Origin of the sequence: Xanthomonas protegens (genome assembly GCF_038442435.1) — a bacterium.
In the GTDB taxonomy this organism is placed as follows: Bacteria; Pseudomonadota; Gammaproteobacteria; order Xanthomonadales; family Xanthomonadaceae; genus Xanthomonas_A; species Xanthomonas_A sontii.
In genome coordinates, this window is record NZ_JAQJCQ010000004.1 from 178,037 (window position 1) to 194,959 (window position 16,923).

Below are 16,923 nucleotides of genomic sequence, written 5' to 3' on the forward strand. Positions count from 1 at the left end.
AATGCCATTCTGCCGGTGGATGGCAACCCGCTTGCTTCGCGTTGGCCGCTGGCGATCGAGGTTGGGAAGACGCGCAGCATCAAGATCACAGATCAAGGCCACCGCCGCTGCGCCCACCGATGGCGCGTTAACTGCGATTGCATGCTGATCGACGCCATGCTCGGATCCGTGGTGAAGATGAGGCGGTACAGGTAAGCGCCTGGCATGGCCGGATCCGGCAACGTCTGCATGACGATGGAATACATCGGCGTATCGACAGCGCCGGCCATGGCCTGGACTGCGGTGGAGAATTGCGCATCGCCGAGATGCGCGTTCGAGGCCGATGCCATGCAGACATGGGTTCCGCATGCGACATCCTTGAGAGCGAAACCGGGATCGGCCTCGCGCAGGTAGTCGCTGAAATTCCTCCTGTAGGTCCTTGACTTGGCCATGCCGTCGGACTCGGCCTGGCTTGCCACCTTTTGCAGGATCAGGTCGAAGTCCTTGCCGCCGATGACATGCATCGCCGTGTCGCCGTCGATCGACTTCCCGGTGAGAAACGCCATCTCCGCCGCCGCTGCCGGCGGGCGATCCTGCGGTGCAGGGAGCGCTTCGGTAGTGTCGGGTGAGGTTTCCTCGGCTCCAGGCAGGTCCGTCCCTGAGCGCGCCTTGGCGCCGGCGGCGCGCGCCTCGCCCTCAGCGGCGGCAGCAGAGGCGACGGTGCCTGGCTGCGAGCGCGTGGCGGCAGGCGGCCGCTGCCAAAGCAGGAACGCTCCGACCGCGAGAAGCAGGACCGACAGGCCCGCGAACACTCTACGCATGGCGACTCCGATGACGCGCGATTGAGGCCAGGCAGATGCCGCGACGCGAGGGAACGCGGTCTCCGGCTGGCCGAAAGTCCAGTGCCGATAACCTACCTAGGCTGCGCCGGTTGCACAACGACGCGCGCTGCAGTGTCGTCGCCAGCGCGCCGGGGCCGACACGCCGGCAGCGGGCGACCGGGCGCGCCCGAAACAGTTGGCTCCCCACCGACAGGTCGATGACAGCTACGCCGCACTAGGCTGCAGCCACGCTGGCCTGCGCGTTCCGCTGCGGGCTACCGACTCATCGACGCACTGCGCGCACCTGGGAGGGTACGTGGACCTGAAGAAATTGAGCCTGTGCGGCACTTGCGCCTGCGCCCTGTTGTCCTTGCCCGCGCTGGCGCGCGCCGCCGATGGCGACGACGACGGCCCAGTCACCGCCGAACTCGGCGGGCGCCTGCACTGGGATTTCGCCCACTTCGACAACGACCGGCGCGGCACGCCCAATCCCGACGACACCGAGATCCGCCGCCTGTGGCTGGACGTGTCCGGCAAGGTCTTCGGCTTCGGCTACAAGGTCGAAGGCGATTTCGCCGGGTTGCAGGACGACTTCAACGGCAAGGGCATCGAGGCCAAGGACGTCTACATCACCCGCAAATTCGATGCCGGCACGCTCACCGTGGGCCAGTTCAAGCAGTACTTCACCCTCGACGACCGCACCGGTTCCAACTTCGGCCAGTTCCTGGAGCGCAGCGGTGCGGGCAGCACGCTGGCGCCGCTGTACCGCAAGGCGGTGTCGTGGCAGGCCGCGGGCACCGACTACACCTGGGCGGCCAGCGTCTACAGCCTGCAGAGCATCGACGTCTCCAACGTCCGCGGCCATGCGTTCGGCGGCCGCGGCACCTGGGCGCCGGGCGCGCGCGACGGCGATGTGCTGCACCTGGGCCTGTCGCTGGCGCACGAGCACTACAACCATCCCGGTGCCGGCGGCGCGCCGGCGCTGAGCATCCGCCCGCGCCCGGCCGGGCATCTGTCCGACGACAGCCGCGTCACCCTGGCGCGCTTCGCCGACGGCCGCGACACCGACGTGGACAAGTGGTCGCTGGAATACGCGCAGGTGCGCGGGCCGCTGTCGTGGCAGGGCGAGTTCAGCGGCGGGCTGTTCGACGACGGCACGCAGCGTGCCGACGTGATGGCGGCCTACGGTTTCGTCAGTTGGTTCGCCACCGGCGAATCGCGGCGCTACGACAGCAAGACTGGACGTTTCACCCGCATCAAGCAGGTCAATCACAAATACGGCGCCTTCGAACTGGCGCTGCGCTACGACCGCATGTGGGGCGCGCAGCACCGCGACGGGCAACCCGATCTGCTCGACGCCTCCACCGCCTCGTGGACGCTGGCCGGCAACTGGTACCTCAAGCCGAACCTGCGTCTGATGCTCAACCTGATCGACAGCCGCAACCGCGATCACCTGGCCGGGGTGACGCTCGACCATACCCGCGCGATTACGGGTCGTTTCCAGTACGACTTCTGAGTCCTCCGCTCCTACAAAAACCGCAACGCCTCTTCCCCCGCACCACCAAGGAACTTCCATGCTGACCGCGCTCGGTTTCGGAATGGTCATTACCTTCATGTACCTGATCATGAGCAAGCGGCTGTCGCCGCTGGTCGCGCTGATCATCGTGCCGATCGTGTTCGCGCTGGCCGGCGGCTTCGGCACCGGCATCAACGAGATGATGCTGGAGGGGATCAAGAAGATCGCGCCCACCGGCGTCATGCTGATGTTCGCGATCCTGTACTTCGGGGTGATGATCGACGCCGGCCTGTTCGATCCGCTGGTGCGGCGCATCCTGCGCCTGGTCAAGGGCGACCCGATGAAGATCGTGGTCGGCACCGCGGTGCTGGCGCTGCTGATCTCGCTCGACGGCGACGGCTCCACCACCTACATGATCACCGTCTCGGCGATGCTGCCGCTGTATCGGCGGCTGGGCATGAACGCATTGAACATGACCTGCGTGACCATCCTCGCCGGCGGGGTGATGAACCTGACGCCGTGGGGTGGCCCCACCGCGCGTGCGGCCACCGCGCTGCACGTGGACCCGGCCGACGTGTTCGTGCCGCTGGTGCCGGCGATGGCGCTGGCGATCGTCGGCATCCTGCTGCTGGCCTGGTACCTGGGCATGAAGGAGCGCCGCCGCCTCGGCGTGGTGACGCTGCCCGGCGATGCCTGGATGGACGGCAGCGTGGCCGACGACGGCGAGGCGCTACCCACCGTGGAGGATGCCGAGGACATCAAGCGGCCGCGGCTGTTGTGGGTGAACCTGGCGCTGACCCTGGCGCTGATGGCGGCGCTGGTGATCGGCGTGCTGCCGATGCCGGTACTGTTCATGATCGGCTTCGCGCTGGCGCTGCTGATCAACTACCCGAACCTGGCCGAGCAGCGCCGCCGTCTGGTCAACCATGCCGGCAATGTGCTGTCGGTGGTGTCGCTGATCTTCGCCGCCGGCGTGTTCACCGGCATCCTTTCCAACACCGGCATGGTCGAGGCGATGTCGCGCAGCTTCCTGGCGGTGATCCCCGACGCCTGGGGGCCGTACCTGGCGGTGATCACCGCGCTGGCGAGCATGCCCTTCACCTTCTTCATGTCCAACGACGCGTTCTACTTCGGCGTACTGCCGATCCTGTCCGAGGCTGCCAGCCACTACGGCATCACCCCGGTGGAAATGGCCCGCGCCTCGCTGGCCGGGCAGCCGGTGCACCTGCTCAGCCCGCTGGTGCCGTCCACCTACCTGCTGGTCGGCCTGGCCAAGGTCGACTTCGCCGACCACCAGCGCTTCACCCTGAAGTGGGCGGTGCTGGTGTCGTTGGTGTTGATGGGCGGCGGGTTGTTGTTCGGCCTGTTTCCGCTGGCCAAGTGAGCGCCGCCCGGGATTGGGGATTGGGCATTCGGGATTGGTAAAAGCCACTGCCCGTGCCCATCCAATCCCGACTCCCCAATCCCGAATCCCAACTCCGAAGGAGTTCCACGTGACCCTCAGAATCGCCTACGTCACCAGCGGCATGGGCAGCATCGGTACCGCGATCTGCCAGAAGCTGGCGCGCAACGGCCATACCGTGGTCGCCGGCTGCGGGCCGGACTCGCCGCGCAAGTCGGCCTGGCTGCGCGAGCAGCGCGAGCTCGGTTTCGACTTCATCGCCTCCGAGGGCAACGCCACCGACTGGGATTCGACGGTGGCGGCGTTCGCCAAGGTCAAGGCCGAGGTCGGCGAGATCGACGTGCTGGTCAACAACGCCGGCGGCAGCCGCGACATGCTGTTCCGGCAGATGGGCCGCGAGGACTGGCAGGCGGTGATCGCCAGCAACCTGCATGCGCTGTTCAACATCACCAAGCAGGTGGTGGACGGCATGACCGCGCGCGGCTGGGGCCGCATCGTCAACATCGGCGCGGTCAGCGCGCAGAAGGGCCAGATCGGGCAGATCAACTACGCCACCGCCAAGGCGGCGATGCAGGGCTTCAGCCGCGCGCTGGCGCAGGAAGTGGCCTCGCGGGGGGTCACCGTCAACACCGTCTCGCCCGGCTACATCGCCAGCGCGGCGATCAGCGGCTTCCCGCCGGACGTGCTCGATCGTCTCGCCAGCTCGGTACCGCTGCGCCGGCTCGGCAAGCCCGAGGAAGTGGCGGCGCTGTGCGCCTGGCTGGCCTCGGACGAGGCCGCCTACGTCACCGGTGCCGACTACGCGGTCAACGGCGGCCTGCACATGGCCTAGCGCCTCGCCTGCCCCGCATGGCGCCACGGTTGCGCTTGCATGCAGCGGGGATGCGGGACGTGGGCGTGTGCTTAAACACGCACGGCCACAGGATTCGGCCGACTGGCACGCCACGGTATCCTCAGGCAGGCATGCATCACCCCGTCGCGGCGATGCAGCCGCGGCGTGCAAAGCGCCGCGACGCCCGCCTGGCATACACTGCCGGTTCCGCTTCGTCCGTCGCGCCCGCTCCGCATGTCCGACAAACCCGAACCCGGCGCGCCCGCCGCGCGCCTGCAGATGGCCGACATCGCGCGCATGGCCGGCGTGTCCGAATCCACGGTGTCGCGTGCGCTGGCCGACAACCCGGTGGTCGCCGAACGCACCCGTGCCTACATCAAGCAGCTCGCCCGCGACGCCGGCTACCGCGTCGATCCGGTGGCACGCAGCCTGCGCTCGCGCCGCTCCAACATCGTCTGCGTGGCGGTGCCGCTGATGCACGCGCACGAGCAGCCGCTGTCGGACCCGTTCATGATGACCATGCTGGCGCTGCTCGCCGACGCGCTGACCGCGCGTGGCTACAGCATGCTGCTGTCCAAGCTCGACCAGCACCAGGATCACTGGGTCGAGGACTTGGCGCGCAGCAGCCGCGCCGACGGCGTCATCATGCTCGGCCAGAGCCACGAGCATGCGTCGCTCGACGCGGCCGCACGCGGCGGCCTGCCGATGCTGGTGTGGGGCAGCCGCATCGACGGCCAGGCCTATGCCAGCGTGGGCAGCGACAACCTGCGCGGCGGCGAACTGGCCACCGCGCACCTGATCGAGCACGGCCGCCAGCGCATCGCCTTCCTCGGCGACGAGCAGCTACCGGAAGTGGCGCCGCGCTTCGCCGGCTACCGGCGCATGCTCGACGCGCACGGCCTGGTGTTCGACCCGCGGCTGCACGCGCGCAGCCATTTCCTCAGCGAGGACGCCTACCGCCTGACCCGGGCGATGCTGAAGAAGACCGACCCGCCGGACGCGGTCTTCGCCGCCTCCGACGTGATCGCGCTGGGCGCGATCCGCGCCCTGATCGAAGCCGGCCACCGCGTCCCCCAGGACATCGCCCTGGTCGGCTTCGACGACATCCCCCTGGCCGCCTACAGCCAGCCACCGCTGACCACCGTGCGCCAGGACCTGGCCCATGCCGCCACCCTGCTGGTGGACGGCGTGCTGAACCTGATCGCCGGCACGTCGGTGGAATCGGTGGAGCTGCCGGTGAGTCTGGTGGTGCGGGAGTCGGCGTGAGGGGCCGGGATTGGGCATTCGGGATTGGGGATTCGTAAAAGCGGGAACTTGCGCGCTGAGCGTGCACTGGTGGAGCCGGCTTTTTCCAATCCCGAATCCCGAATGCCCAATCCCTGCTCCACCGCTTTACGAATCCCGAATCCCCACTCCCGAATCCCGCCCCCTCACCAACAACATCGCCACCGCCGCCGCCAGCATCAACGCACCGGCCAGGCGAATCACGTTGCGCGGGTCGCCCTGCAACAGGCGGTCGTAGTACAGCGGCAGGGTCACGATCTGGATCAGCATCGGCAGCACGATGAACAGGTTGAACAGGCCCATGTACACGCCGGTGCGTTCGGGCGGGATGCTGTTGGCCAGCATCAGGTAGGGATTGCCCATCATGCTGGCCCAGGCCAGGCCGATGCCGAGCATCGGCAGCAGCAACAGCCAGCGGTCGTGGATCGACGGCAGCACGCACATGCCGACGCCGGCGGCGACCAGGCAGGCGGCGTGGGTGGCCTTGGGACCGAACCGGCGCGCCACCGGCACCATCGCGAACGCGGCCAGGAAGGCGACGAAGTTGTAGAAGCCGCCGATCTGCCCGTTGACCAGGCCGGCCTCGCGGAAGCCGTGCGAGTCGGCTGCGGTGGTGCCGAACAGGGTGGTCGACAGCGACAGCACGATGTACTGCCAGTAGCAGAACATCGCATACCACTGGAACAGCATCACCGGCGCCATTTGCCGCATCGTCGGCGGCATCTGCCGCACGGCGTCGACGATCTCGCGTAGCGTCGCCAGCGGCCCAACCGCAGCGCCGCGCAGGCGCTGCAGTTGCGCCGCCGGCAGCACCGGCTCGCGCACGCTGCGCGCGGTGAGCAGGATCGACGCGGCGGAGAATCCCGCACCGATCGCGAACGCGGCGATGGTGACGTAGGGAATGTGGTGGGCGTTGGCCGCGTCCTGGTTCATGCCCAGCCACACCAGCAACGGCGGGGTGACGTAGGCCAGGGTCTGGCCGAGACCAGTGAACGCACTCTGGGTCAGGTAGCCCAGCGGTCGCTGCGGCGGCGCCAGCACGTCGCTCACCAGCGCACGGTACGGCTCCATCGCCACGTTGTTGGCCGCATCCAGCATCCACAGCAGCGCCACCGCCATCCACAACGCCACGCTGAAGGGCATGGTCAGCAGACACAGGCTGCACACCAGCGCACCCACCACCATGTACGGCATGCGCCGGCCCCAGCGCGTCACCGTGCGGTCGCTGAGCACGCCGACCACCGGCTGCAGCACCAACCCGGTGATCGGGCCGGCCAGCCACAGGTACGGCAAGTTGGCGTGGTCGGCGCCCAGGTAGTTGTAGATCGGGCTCATGTTGCTCTGCTGCAGCCCGAAGCTGTACTGCACGCCGAAGAAGCCGGCGTTGAGCGCCAGCACGCGCGACAGAGGAAGCAGGGGACGATCGGAACGCATCAGCATCGGCATCGGCCTGGACGGGTCGGACACGCGGGAGGCGTGCCGCAGCGGCGGAGCGGAGTGTCGCTGCGCTTGCAATCGTTTGTAACGCTGCGTTGCACCATGCAGAATGCCTCGATCTCCCAACGTAGAGTTGAGCTAAAGCACCGCCGGTGGATTTGCTGCACTGCAAATTGCAATCGATTGCGGACAGCCGTATCTGTACGCCGCCGCACCCACCGTCCGCGCCGCGCCCTGCCCGTTCCGGCAGCGGCGCGCCGCCACCCACTGCACCACTCGCTTCGGGAGAGACAGCGATGCATCACCCTTCGATCCGCCTGCAGACCCTGGCCCTGGCCGTCGCCGCCGCGCTGTCCGCACCGGCGGCGCTCGCGCAACAGGCCACGCCCGCCACTGCCGACGCCCCGGCGGCGCAGGGCGACGTGGTCAGCCTGGACTCGGTGTTCGTCACCGGCACCGCCACGCCCAAGAGCAAGCTCAAGTCCAGCGTCTCGGTCAGCACCGTCGGCGCCGAGGCGATCGAACAGTCGGCGCCGCGCAGCACCGCCGAGATCTTCCGCAACATCCCCGGCATCCGCTCCGAGTCCAGCGGCGGCGAAGGCAATGCCAACATCGCCGTGCGCGGCCTGCCGGTCGCCTCCGGCGGCGCCAAGTTCCTGCAGTTGCAGGAAGACGGCCTGCCGGTGCTGGAGTTCGGCGACATCGCCTTCGGCAACGCCGACATCTTCCTGCGCGCCGACTACAGCCTGGAGCGCATCGAGGCGATTCGCGGCGGCTCGGCCTCCACCTTCGCCAGCAACTCGCCCGGCGGCATCATCAACTTCATCAGCAAGACCGGCGACACCGCCGGCGGCAGCGTCGGCCTCACCCGCGGCCTGGGCGGCTACGACAACACCCGCCTGGACTTCGACTACGGCGCACCGTTCGCCGAGCACTGGCAGTTCAATGTCGGCGGCTTCTACCGCCGCGGCGACGGCATCCGCGATGCCGGCTACACCACCGACAAGGGCGGCCAGCTCAAGGCCAACCTGACCCGGCTGTTCGACAACGGCTACGTGCGCGTCTACGCCAAGTACCTCAACGACCGCGCCGCCGGCTATCTGCCGGCGCCGACCCGGGTCAGCGGCAGCGACGGGTCGCCGCACTTCGGCAGCATCGACGGTTTCGATCCCGGCACCGACACGCTGTACAGCCCGTACTTCCGCAGCAGCGCCACCCTCGATGGCGGCAACACGCCCTCGCGGGTGGAACTGGGCGACGGCATGCATCCGCTGTCGCGCGCGTTCGGCGCCGAGGCGCAGTTCGACATCGGCGGCGGCTGGACCCTGACCGACAAGTTCCGCATCGCCGATACCTCCGGCCGCTTCGTCTCGCCGTTCCCGGCGCAGGTGGCCGATGCCGGCGCGCTGGCGGCGAGCATCGGCGGCGCCGGTGCCGGCCTGCGTTACGTCGACGGGCCGAACGCCGGCCAGTCCTACACCGGCCTGGCGCTGCGCACGCACCTGTTCAACGTGCACCTCAACGACCTGGGCAACGCGGTCAACGATGTCAGCCTGGCGCGCGACTTCGGCAGCGGCGACGGCGGCAATCTCAACATCAAGGCCGGCTGGTACACCTCGCGGCAGACCATCGACGTGGACTGGACCTGGAACTCCTACGTGCAGTCGCTGGGGCACCGTCCGCGGCTGCTGGACGTGGTCGCCGCCGACGGCAGCCTGCGCTCGCAGGACGGCCTGTACGCCTACGGCGTGCCGTACTGGGGACTGGACAATACCCGCCACTACGATGTGCGCTACGACATCAACGCGCCGTACCTGGCGCTGAGCTGGGACCAGGGACCGCTGAGCGTGGACGGCAGCCTGCGCTACGACATGGGCCGCGCCCGCGGCAACACCGCCGGCGGCGTACTGGCCAGCAACGTCGACGTGAACGGCGACGGCGTGATCGAGGCGCCGGAGCAAAGCGTGGCCACCATCGACTACGGCAACCGCAAGCCGGTGCGCTACGACTGGAACTACCTGTCCTACTCGTTCGGCGGCAACTACATGCTCAGCGACGACCTGGCCGCGTTCGCGCGCTACAGCCGCGGCGCGCGCGCCAACGCCGACCGCCTGCTGTTCGGCGTGGTCCGCGACGACGGCTCGGTGTCCTCCAACGAGGCGGTGAACGTGGTCAAGCAACTGGAAGGCGGCCTGAAGTGGCGCAGCGGCGGCTTGAGCCTGTTCGCCACAGCATTCGCCGCACGCACGCAGGAGCAGAACTACGAAGCCACCACCCAACGTTTCTTCGACCGCACCTACAAGGCGCACGGCCTGGAACTGGAAGCGGCGTACCGCACCGGCGGTTTCACCCTCAACGGCGGCCTGACCTGGACCGATGCCACCATCGACAAGGACCAGATCACCCCGGCCAACGCCGGCAACACCCCGCGTCGGCAGGCGCGCTTCGTCTGGCAGCTGACGCCGAGCTACCGCGGCGAGCGCTACCAGGTCGGCGTCAACGCGATCGGCACCAGCTCGGCCTACACCCAGGACAGCAACCAGCTGAAGATGCCCGGCTACACCCAGGTCAACCTGTTCGGCGACTACCGCATCACCGATGCGCTGACCGTCTCGCTCAACGTCAACAACCTGTTCAACACCTTCGGCCTGACCGAAGCGGAAGAAGCCTCGATCGCCGACGCATCCTCCGGCGTGATCCGCGCGCGCTCGATCCCGGGCCGCACCTCCAGCATCAGCCTGCGCTACGACTTCTGACGAGGACCGCACATCCGCGCCCCGCCCGGGGCGCGGCCAAGCCCCCCCATGACCGCACCCGCTCCTTCCGCACTGTCCGCGCTCGCCCACACCCTGTGGCAGGCGCATCTGCCTCCGGATACCGCCGCCGCGCTGCTGCCGCGCCTGCAGCGCCACGGCGAACGTCTGTTGGCGCCTTTGCATGCGCTGTACGGCACGCATCCGGCCTTCGCGCAGTGGTTGCCGCAGTGGCTGACGCAACTGGCGGCCATCGCCACTGCGCGGCCGCCGGCGCTGCGCCAGCTCGATGCCGAGCGCGCGCCCGACTGGTTCTCCACCCCGGCGATGCTCGGCTACAGCGCCTATGTCGACCGCTTCGCCGGCACCTTGCACGGCGTCGGCGAGCGCGTGCCCTACCTGCAGGAACTGGGCGTGCGCTACCTGCACCTGCTGCCGTTCCTGCGCGCGCGCGCCGGCGACAACGATGGCGGTTTCGCGGTCAGCGACTACGGCCAGGTCGAACCGCGGCTCGGCGACGCCGACGATCTGGCGGCGCTGACCGCGCGGCTGCGTGCGGCCGGGATCAGCCTGTGCGCCGACTTCGTGCTCAACCACACCGCCGACGACCATCCCTGGGCGCTGGCGGCCAAGCGCGGCGATGCGCGGCATCTGGGCTACTACCACCACTTCCGCGACCGCAGCACGCCGGATGCCTACGAGCGCACCTTGGGCCAGGTGTTCCCGCACACCGCGCCGGGCAACTTCACCTGGGTGGAGGACGCCGACGCCTGGCTGTGGACCACGTTCTACCCCTATCAATGGGATCTGGACTGGAGCAATCCGGCGGTGTTCGGCGAGATGGCGCTGGCGCTGCTGCGCCTGGCCAACCTGGGGGTGGAGGTGTTCCGCCTGGATTCCACCGCCTACCTGTGGAAGCGTCCCGGCACCGACTGCATGAACCAGCCGGAGGCGCACACGATCCTGCAGGCGCTGCGCGCGCTCACCGACATCCTTGCGCCGGCGGTGCTAATGAAGGCCGAGGCGATCGTACCGATGGCGCAGTTGCCGCCCTACTTCGGCGAAGGCACCGCGCGCGGCCACGAATGCCACCTGGCCTACCACAGCACGCTGATGGCGGCCGGCTGGGTGGCACTGGCCGAGCAGCGCGGCGACATCGTGCAGGCGGCGATCGCGCAGACGCCGGCGCTGCCGCCGGCCTGCGGCTGGCTCAGCTACGTGCGCTGCCACGACGACATCGGCTGGAACGTGCTGCAGCGCGAGGCCAGCGGCAGCGATGGCGTGGCTCCGTTCGCGCTGGCGCGCATCGCCCAGTTCTATGCGGGCCGCACGCCGGACAGCTATGCGCGCGGCGAAGCGTTCCAGAGCAGCGGCGACGGCGTGCACGGCAGCAACGGCATGAGCGCGGCGCTGACCGGTATCGCCGCGGCGCTGGCCACCGATGACGCCGACGCGCTGGAACTGGGCGTGCGCCGCCTGCTGCTGCTGTATGCGGTGGCGCTGGCGATGCCGGGCATCCCGCTGCTGTACATGGGGGACGAACTGGCGCTGGGCAACGACGAGGCCTATCGCGACGATCCACTGCGCCGCCACGAAGGCCGCTGGCTGCATCGCCCGGCGATGGACTGGGCGCGCGCGGCGCAACGCCACGACAGCGACAGCCTGCCCGGCCAGGTCTACGCCCGCCTGCGCCATCTCATCACCGCGCGTGCCACCACTGCGGCGCTGGCCGCCGACCAGCCGTTGCGTGCGGTGCCGCTGGGCGATCCCGCCCTGCTCGGGCTGGCGCGCGGCGAGACGTTCGTGGCGGTGTACAACTTCAGTGCGCAGCCGATTGCGGTGGATGTCGCTGAGGTGCTGGGCACAGGCGACTGGCAAGCCATCGCCGATGGCTGCAGCGATCCCGCAGCGCTGGCGCATTGGAACGGCACCCTGCCCGCCTACGGGCTGCGCTGGTGGCGGCGCGGCTGAGCGAAGGCTTTTCCAGAACTTCAGTCAATATCGCTCTGCAAACCTGTCCTCAAGCCAGAGTGGGCAAGCACCCGCTTGAAATTGCAAATTCCAACTGCCATGCTCGCCTGACTCGAGCCGAGTGTCGGCACTGCACGTCAAGGACTGGTGGCAGATATGAAATTCAGTATTGGATGTTTTTTGCCGATATCCCATTCGCATGCTTGCACGGGGCCTTGCACGGGTGCGGCCCGATATCCTTTTTCCGAACAAGTCTTATCAAAGCGCAAAATACTCAACTGCATTGCAAAACATACATTCGCAACTGCATTGAGTAAAATATTTTTCCTGAATAGCTTACGTGCCCATAGAAAGCCGTAGAAGTAAAAATCTACGCACGGACGAAACGGCTGCAGATACAATGGGATTAGAATGAAGAAGAGATATTACTTACCCGCTGCATTTACAATCATAGCAGCCCTGGCTTTTACTGCAACAATCGACAAAAAAAACATAAAAACAGAAGAGCCAATAAAGTCTGCGCTCATTAAAGCCCCATCTAATCGCCCGTTAAAAACATCACAACAACTTCCGGAAATTAAATTTCCAGAAGGGAAATTTATTGACATCGGACCCGAATTGAAAGCCAAGGCTGAAGCCGGAGACGCCGAATCAGCACTTTCACTCTATCTAAAACTCTCAACCTGCCAAACAGCACTACACAGCAAAGTTTCCTCCGAAGAAATAAAAGCATACGCGTCAGCCGGAATTACTCCAGAACAATTTGCAGAAAATTCAGAGAAAAACATATCTCAATGCACCGGGGTAACAGATAAGGATCTTCTAAATAGAGGGAAATGGCTTGAAGAAGCGGCCACACTTGGAAGTCTACAAGCAAAATTACTATACGCAAGTGATCCAGAAGCAATCGTGGGCGACGCCACCGACATGTTACGCAATCCCGAAAAGGTAATTGAATACAAGAAGAAGGCTGTTAAATTTCTTTCTGATGCAGCTTCCATCGGGAACCCTGAGGGGCTATTGGCAATGGGCGATGCTTATAACGACGGAATCCTCTTACCAAAAGATCCAGTTAAAGCTTATGCATTTTACCGCGCAACTCAAATGACGACATCAAGCAACCTTTCAGCAACATTATCACAAACGGAGTCAAAACTGACATCAACCCAAGTATCCCAGGCCAACAAAGAAGCGCTTTACATCTATAAAAATTGCTGCTCCCAAAAATAAAAGCCTTACCTCAGGGGTTACACATGGATAGAAGCCTAGCAAGAGTATGCATCTTAGTATTTTCGCTACTCGCAATTTGCGTAATAGCGATTGCGGAAACTTACGGCCCATACTACGTATCAATTAAACTTGACACCCCATACCCCGGGGTGGATGTAAAAAACGCATTGAAACAGCACAACAATCCATTACCTAATGCACCGGCAGTAACTGTAGGGCCTGGTGACCAAGTAGTTCTTTGCAATCAATTTGCATGTGTAGCTTATACAAAGACTAGCACTGGCTGGCTCGGAGGCGCCCCTGTTAAACAACAAGTAGTTGGCGGCGGAGGCGGCGGTAGTGATGGCGGTGGCGGTGGCGGTGGCGGTGGCGGTGGCGGTGGTGGTGGTGGTGGTGGTGGGATTTGGATTCCGAATCCTTCGCCGCCGGACACTTGCCCCAGATGCACGGTGACCGTGGGCTGACAGAGCGCCCACGGCACGTGGTTCCACTGTGCCGTGGGCTATCCATAACCTCAGATGCGTAGCATCCCCAGCAAGGCCTCGGCCGCCGCCTCGGACGAGGCCGGATTCTGCCCGGTCACCAAACGGCCGTCCTCGACCACGTGCACGCCCCAGTCGGCACCCTTGCTGTAGTTGCCGCCCAGGCGCTGCAGTTCGTCCTCCACCAGGAACGGCACCACGTCGGTCAGGCCGACCGCGGCTTCCTCGCCGTTGGTGAAGCCGGTGACGCGACGGCCCTTCACCAGGGGCGTGCCATCGGCCGCGGTCACCCGGCGCAGCACGCCCGGCGCGTGGCAGACGAAGCCGATCGGCTTGTCGGCGCGTGCGAACGCCTCGATCAGCGCGATGGAATCGCGGTCCTCGGCCAGGTCCCACAGCGGGCCGTGGCCGCCCGGGTAGAACAGCGCGTCGTAGTCGTCCACGCGTACCGATGCCAGCGGATGCGTGCTCGCCAGTTGCTGCTGCGCCGCCGGGTCGCCCTTGAAGCGGCGGGTCGCTTCGGTCTGCGCGTCGGGCGCATCGCTCTTCGGGTCCAGCGGCGGCTGCCCGCCCTTGGGCGAGGCCAGCGTGATCTCGGCGCCGGCATCCTTGAACGTGTAGTACGGCGCGGCGAATTCTTCCAGCCAGAAGCCGGTCTTGTGGCCGGTGCCGCCAAGCTGGTCGTGCGACGTCAGCACCATCAGGATCTTCATGCGGATCTCCTTGTGAGGGGAAGCGGCCATGCGGGGGCAGGCCGGGCGCCGCAGTATCGGCAGCCGCACATTCGCGGCGGGTGAGCGCGGCGTGGCGCCGTTCAGTCCACCTGGTCCATGCGGATGCGGTTGGCGAACAGCGAGAACGCCAGCATTCCGGCCAGGCCGCTGGCGCGCGCCACCCACGTCGGCAACCAGCGCGGCGGTGCCAGCACGCCGGACTCGAACAGCGGTGCGAACGCGGCCACGTCCTCCAGCGCCATCTTGCCGGCGAACAGCCAGCGGCACAGCGGCAGGCGGTCGCGCTGCAGCGCCTGGCGGAAGAAGGTGTGCACCGACACCAGCCCGCGCAGGTACACGGTGTCCTTGGTGAAGGCGGCGCCACCGCTGGTCGGCACGCCGCGGAACACGCGCTGCGCCGAGGAGAAGCTCTCCGCAGGCGATTGCCCGGCCGCATCGAAATAGCGGAACACCTCGATGAAGTCGGCGCCGTCGCGGGCCAGCGCGATCGCCTCGATGCGCAGGCTGATCCGCTTCATCCGCTCGATGTCGATGCTGCCGGTGATCTGCTCGGCGAAGGTCGCCAGGCCTTCCTGGGTGGCGGTGGTGCGCGGCGAGGACAGCGCCAGGCTCGGCAACTGCGTCTGTTGCCGGCCGTTGAGCGCGGTCAGCGAATGCACCAGCGCCTCGTGGTGGAACAGTTGCGCGCGGTCGTAGTCGCTGAAGTGGGCGCCGGAGCGCAGGCGGATGCGCTGCGCGCCGGCGGCGGCCTTGGCCAGCAGGTCCGGATCCAGTTCCACCGTGATCACCCGCGTGCCGAAGAACTCGTCCAGGTCGCGCTGCAGCAGCAGGCGCAAGGCGGTGGCCGAGACCGGCACCTGCTCCTCGGCCGAAAACAGCTCGCGGTCCAGCTCCTGGGCAATGCGGATGAAATGGCCGGCGGCCTCGCGGGTGGTGGGGCCGTGGCCGGGCATCGGGTCGTCCGGCACGCCGAACAACTGCGCCGAATAGGTGCCCACTGCCGGCGTGCCGAGCGCTTCCAGCAATGCCGCGGCCAGATCCCAGCTGTGCACCGAGGCCTGCAGGTAGGCGCCGAGCGGGTGCGCCGGATCGGCGGCCTCGGCGATCGCCGCCAGCTCGCGGCGGGTGTCGGCGAAATTCAACCTGGGGTAGTCCACCTGCGGCAGTTGCGGCTGGCCGCGCGCCACGCTCTCCAGGAACGGCGCCTGCAGCGCTACCGGCCAACTGGCCAGGGCCAGCAGGCGGATGCCGCGCACCGCCTTGACCAGCCGCGCGTCGAGCGCGGCATGGTGGCGGATCTCGGCCGGGAGCACGCGTTTGACCACGGCCGACGTCAGCGGCGCAGGGTGCGCGGTGGCGGACGCTTGCCGCCCGGTTTGCCACCGCTGGGCTTGCTACCGCCGGGCTTGCCGCCGCGGCCTGCGGCCGCGTTCTGCGCCTGGCGCTGCGCCAGCTTGCCGGCGGCGCCGGCGACCTCGTCGCGCAGCTTCAGGTAATTGGCCAGGCGCGCCTCCTCGATCTCGCCGCGCTCGATCGCCGCCTGCACCGCACAGCCCGGTTCGGCCAGGTGCGCGCAGTCGTTGAAGCGGCACTGCGCGGCCAGCGCCTCGATGTCGGCGAAGCCGCCCTCGGCCAGGTCTTCCTCGCCGGTGGGCTTGAGTTCGCGCATGCCGGGCGTGTCGATCAGGCAGGCGCCGGACGGCAGCGGCAGCAGCGCGCGATGGGTGGTGGTGTGGCGGCCGCGCGAATCCGTGGCGCGCACCGCCGCGGTGCGCATCTTCTGCACGCCGAGCAAGGTGTTGGTGAGGGTGGACTTGCCGGCGCCGGAGGAGCCGACCAGCACCGCGGTCTGCCCCGGCCCCAGCCACGGCCGCAGCGCGTCGACGCTGTCGGCCTGGCGGGCGTTGACCGTGAGCAGCGGAATCGCCTGTGCCGCCAGTTCCTCCAGCACCGCCAGCGCATCGTCGGCGTACTCGGTGAGGTCGGCCTTGGTCAGCACCACCACCGGCGCCGCACCACCGCCGCCCACCAGCAGCAGATAACGCTCGATCCGGCGCGGATTGAAGTCCGCATCCAGGCCGCAGACGATGAACACCGTATCGATGTTGGCCGCGATCACCTGCTGGTGATAGTGCTCGCCGGCCGCGCCGCGCTTGATCGCGGTGCGCCGCGGCAGCAGCGCGACGATGCGCGTCTCTTCCAGCAAGACCCAATCGCCGACCGCGGCGCGTTCGTGGCTGGGGAAGCGCGGCCGCTGCCAGTCCGGCAGCGATTCGACCTTGAAGCCGGTGTCCACCGCATCGGCGACCACGTAGCCGGTGCGGTGCTGCTCCACCACCCGCGCCGGCCGCGCCTGCGGATGGGCGTCGAACAGCGCGCGCCAGGCCGGCTCCTCGGGCATTCCGGGCCAGGGCCAGCCGATGGGGCGCAACGCGTCGAAGTCGATCGGGGAGGAGGTCATGGGCGAATTCTAGAGGGTGTG

The 16,923-nt window shown here is 67.1% G+C and carries 12 protein-coding genes; 7 read left to right on the top strand and 5 right to left on the bottom strand.

Annotated elements, in window-relative coordinates; all coding sequences use genetic code 11:
* Nucleotides 1-92: 92 nt before the first annotated feature.
* Nucleotides 93-800 (bottom strand): hypothetical protein, encoded by a 708-nt coding sequence (locus tag PIQ37_RS06985; protein WP_342072897.1) that lies wholly within the window; start codon nucleotides 798-800, stop codon nucleotides 93-95.
* Between the two features lie 316 nt (nucleotides 801-1,116).
* On the opposite strand from PIQ37_RS06985, the gene PIQ37_RS06990 reads away from it, so the two are divergent.
* The 4 genes from PIQ37_RS06990 (at nucleotide 1,117) to PIQ37_RS07005 (ending at nucleotide 5,816) form a co-directional block, all read left to right on the top strand.
* Nucleotides 1,117-2,316 (top strand): OprO/OprP family phosphate-selective porin, encoded by a 1,200-nt coding sequence (locus PIQ37_RS06990; protein WP_342072898.1) that lies wholly within the window; start codon nucleotides 1,117-1,119, stop codon nucleotides 2,314-2,316.
* A gap of 58 nt (nucleotides 2,317-2,374) precedes the next feature.
* Nucleotides 2,375-3,700 (top strand): CitMHS family transporter, encoded by a 1,326-nt coding sequence (locus PIQ37_RS06995; RefSeq protein ID WP_342072899.1) that lies wholly within the window; start codon nucleotides 2,375-2,377, stop codon nucleotides 3,698-3,700.
* 109 nt (nucleotides 3,701-3,809) lie between these two features.
* Nucleotides 3,810-4,550, top strand: a complete 741-nt coding sequence (gene phbB, locus PIQ37_RS07000) for an acetoacetyl-CoA reductase (RefSeq protein WP_010344527.1) — start codon at nucleotides 3,810-3,812, stop codon at nucleotides 4,548-4,550.
* Nucleotides 4,551-4,784: 234 nt separating this feature from the next.
* Entirely contained in the window at nucleotides 4,785-5,816 is a 1,032-nt protein-coding gene (locus PIQ37_RS07005; protein ID WP_342072900.1) for a LacI family DNA-binding transcriptional regulator, read from the top strand.
* 126 nt (nucleotides 5,817-5,942) lie between these two features.
* On the opposite strand, the gene PIQ37_RS07010 is transcribed toward PIQ37_RS07005, so the two are convergent.
* A complete protein-coding gene (locus PIQ37_RS07010; RefSeq protein ID WP_342072971.1) occupies nucleotides 5,943-7,268 on the bottom strand; it encodes an MFS transporter in 1,326 nt (441 codons plus the stop codon).
* A gap of 299 nt (nucleotides 7,269-7,567) precedes the next feature.
* On the opposite strand from PIQ37_RS07010, the gene PIQ37_RS07015 reads away from it, so the two are divergent.
* The 3 genes from PIQ37_RS07015 (at nucleotide 7,568) to PIQ37_RS07025 (ending at nucleotide 13,225) form a co-directional block, all read left to right on the top strand.
* Nucleotides 7,568-10,027: a TonB-dependent receptor domain-containing protein gene (locus tag PIQ37_RS07015; protein ID WP_342072901.1), complete on the top strand. Its 2,460-nt coding sequence runs from the start codon at nucleotides 7,568-7,570 to the stop codon at nucleotides 10,025-10,027.
* A 48-nt stretch (nucleotides 10,028-10,075) separates the two neighbouring features.
* The gene (locus PIQ37_RS07020; RefSeq protein ID WP_342072902.1) at nucleotides 10,076-11,995 is read left to right on the top strand and encodes an alpha-amylase family glycosyl hydrolase; all 1,920 of its coding nucleotides are present in this window, start codon (nucleotides 10,076-10,078) and stop codon (nucleotides 11,993-11,995) included.
* Nucleotides 11,996-12,406: 411 nt separating this feature from the next.
* Nucleotides 12,407-13,225: an SEL1-like repeat protein gene (locus PIQ37_RS07025; RefSeq protein WP_342072903.1), complete on the top strand. Its 819-nt coding sequence runs from the start codon at nucleotides 12,407-12,409 to the stop codon at nucleotides 13,223-13,225.
* Between the two features lie 514 nt (nucleotides 13,226-13,739).
* On the opposite strand, the gene PIQ37_RS07030 is transcribed toward PIQ37_RS07025, so the two are convergent.
* The 3 genes from PIQ37_RS07030 to rsgA form a co-directional block, all read right to left on the bottom strand.
* The gene (locus PIQ37_RS07030; protein ID WP_342072904.1) at nucleotides 13,740-14,420 is read right to left on the bottom strand and encodes a type 1 glutamine amidotransferase domain-containing protein; all 681 of its coding nucleotides are present in this window, start codon (nucleotides 14,418-14,420) and stop codon (nucleotides 13,740-13,742) included.
* 101 nt (nucleotides 14,421-14,521) lie between these two features.
* On the bottom strand, nucleotides 14,522-15,766 hold the full coding sequence (locus PIQ37_RS07035) for a flavohemoglobin expression-modulating QEGLA motif protein (RefSeq protein WP_342072905.1): 1,245 nt from the start codon (nucleotides 15,764-15,766) through the stop codon (nucleotides 14,522-14,524).
* Between the two features lie 8 nt (nucleotides 15,767-15,774).
* Entirely contained in the window at nucleotides 15,775-16,902 is a 1,128-nt protein-coding gene (gene rsgA / locus PIQ37_RS07040; RefSeq protein WP_342072906.1) for a ribosome small subunit-dependent GTPase A, read from the bottom strand.
* Nucleotides 16,903-16,923 lie beyond the last annotated feature (21 nt).

What these genes read in the sequence shown, in the direction of transcription:
- PIQ37_RS07025 (WP_342072903.1), top strand. Translation starts at nt 12,407, where the DNA reads ATGAAGAAGAGATATTACTTACCCGCTGCATTTACAATCATAGCAGCC.
- PIQ37_RS06995 (WP_342072899.1), top strand. Translation starts at nt 2,375, where the DNA reads ATGCTGACCGCGCTCGGTTTCGGAATGGTCATTACCTTCATGTACCTG.
- PIQ37_RS07015 (WP_342072901.1), top strand. Translation starts at nt 7,568, where the DNA reads ATGCATCACCCTTCGATCCGCCTGCAGACCCTGGCCCTGGCCGTCGCC.
- rsgA (WP_342072906.1), bottom strand. Translation starts at nt 16,902, where the DNA reads ATGACCTCCTCCCCGATCGACTTCGACGCGTTGCGCCCCATCGGCTGG.
- PIQ37_RS07030 (WP_342072904.1), bottom strand. Translation starts at nt 14,420, where the DNA reads ATGAAGATCCTGATGGTGCTGACGTCGCACGACCAGCTTGGCGGCACC.
- PIQ37_RS07010 (WP_342072971.1), bottom strand. Translation starts at nt 7,268, where the DNA reads ATGCGTTCCGATCGTCCCCTGCTTCCTCTGTCGCGCGTGCTGGCGCTC.
- PIQ37_RS07020 (WP_342072902.1), top strand. Translation starts at nt 10,076, where the DNA reads ATGACCGCACCCGCTCCTTCCGCACTGTCCGCGCTCGCCCACACCCTG.
- PIQ37_RS07005 (WP_342072900.1), top strand. Translation starts at nt 4,785, where the DNA reads ATGTCCGACAAACCCGAACCCGGCGCGCCCGCCGCGCGCCTGCAGATG.
- PIQ37_RS06985 (WP_342072897.1), bottom strand. Translation starts at nt 800, where the DNA reads ATGCGTAGAGTGTTCGCGGGCCTGTCGGTCCTGCTTCTCGCGGTCGGA.